This window comes from Nocardioides humilatus, from assembly GCF_008373755.1.
Taxonomy (GTDB): domain Bacteria; phylum Actinomycetota; class Actinomycetes; order Propionibacteriales; family Nocardioidaceae; genus Nocardioides; species Nocardioides humilatus.
Map to the genome: position 1 here is coordinate 1 of NZ_VUJV01000190.1, position 373 is coordinate 373.

The 373-nt window shown below is 48.0% G+C and carries 1 protein-coding gene; it reads right to left on the reverse strand.

Going from position 1 to position 373, the window contains the following annotated elements; translation table 11 throughout:
* Window positions 1-373: 30S ribosomal protein S30e (locus F0U44_RS24415; protein WP_223163831.1), on the reverse strand; the 373-nt coding region annotated here is incomplete at both ends.

A 373-nucleotide genomic window follows, 5' to 3' on the forward strand; every position in this document is an offset into this window, starting at 1 on the left:
ATGAATTGGAGTTGGGTCCGCGACGACGTCCGAAGGTCTGCACAACGTTGACAAATCTTCTGTTGTACTGAATTCTGCGCTTAGCACGGCCAGTCTTCTTCTTCTTTTTTTGTTGTTTTTCCACTTTGGGGGTTTGTCCTTTGACTTTACCTGCACGAGCCAAAGATCCGTGCACTTTACCACCAAGCAATGGCACTGTGAGGTCTAGTTCAGATGATGAGAGCTCAGAGACAAGACATGAATCATCTAAAGGGGCTCCACATAATGATAGAGTAAGGTCTTCATCGCCAACTGCAGCAAGAGTACGAATGCGTTCCTTGATCTGACCAATGGACTCCTGGCCATTGACGTCCAGGACGTGTGTCGATTGCCC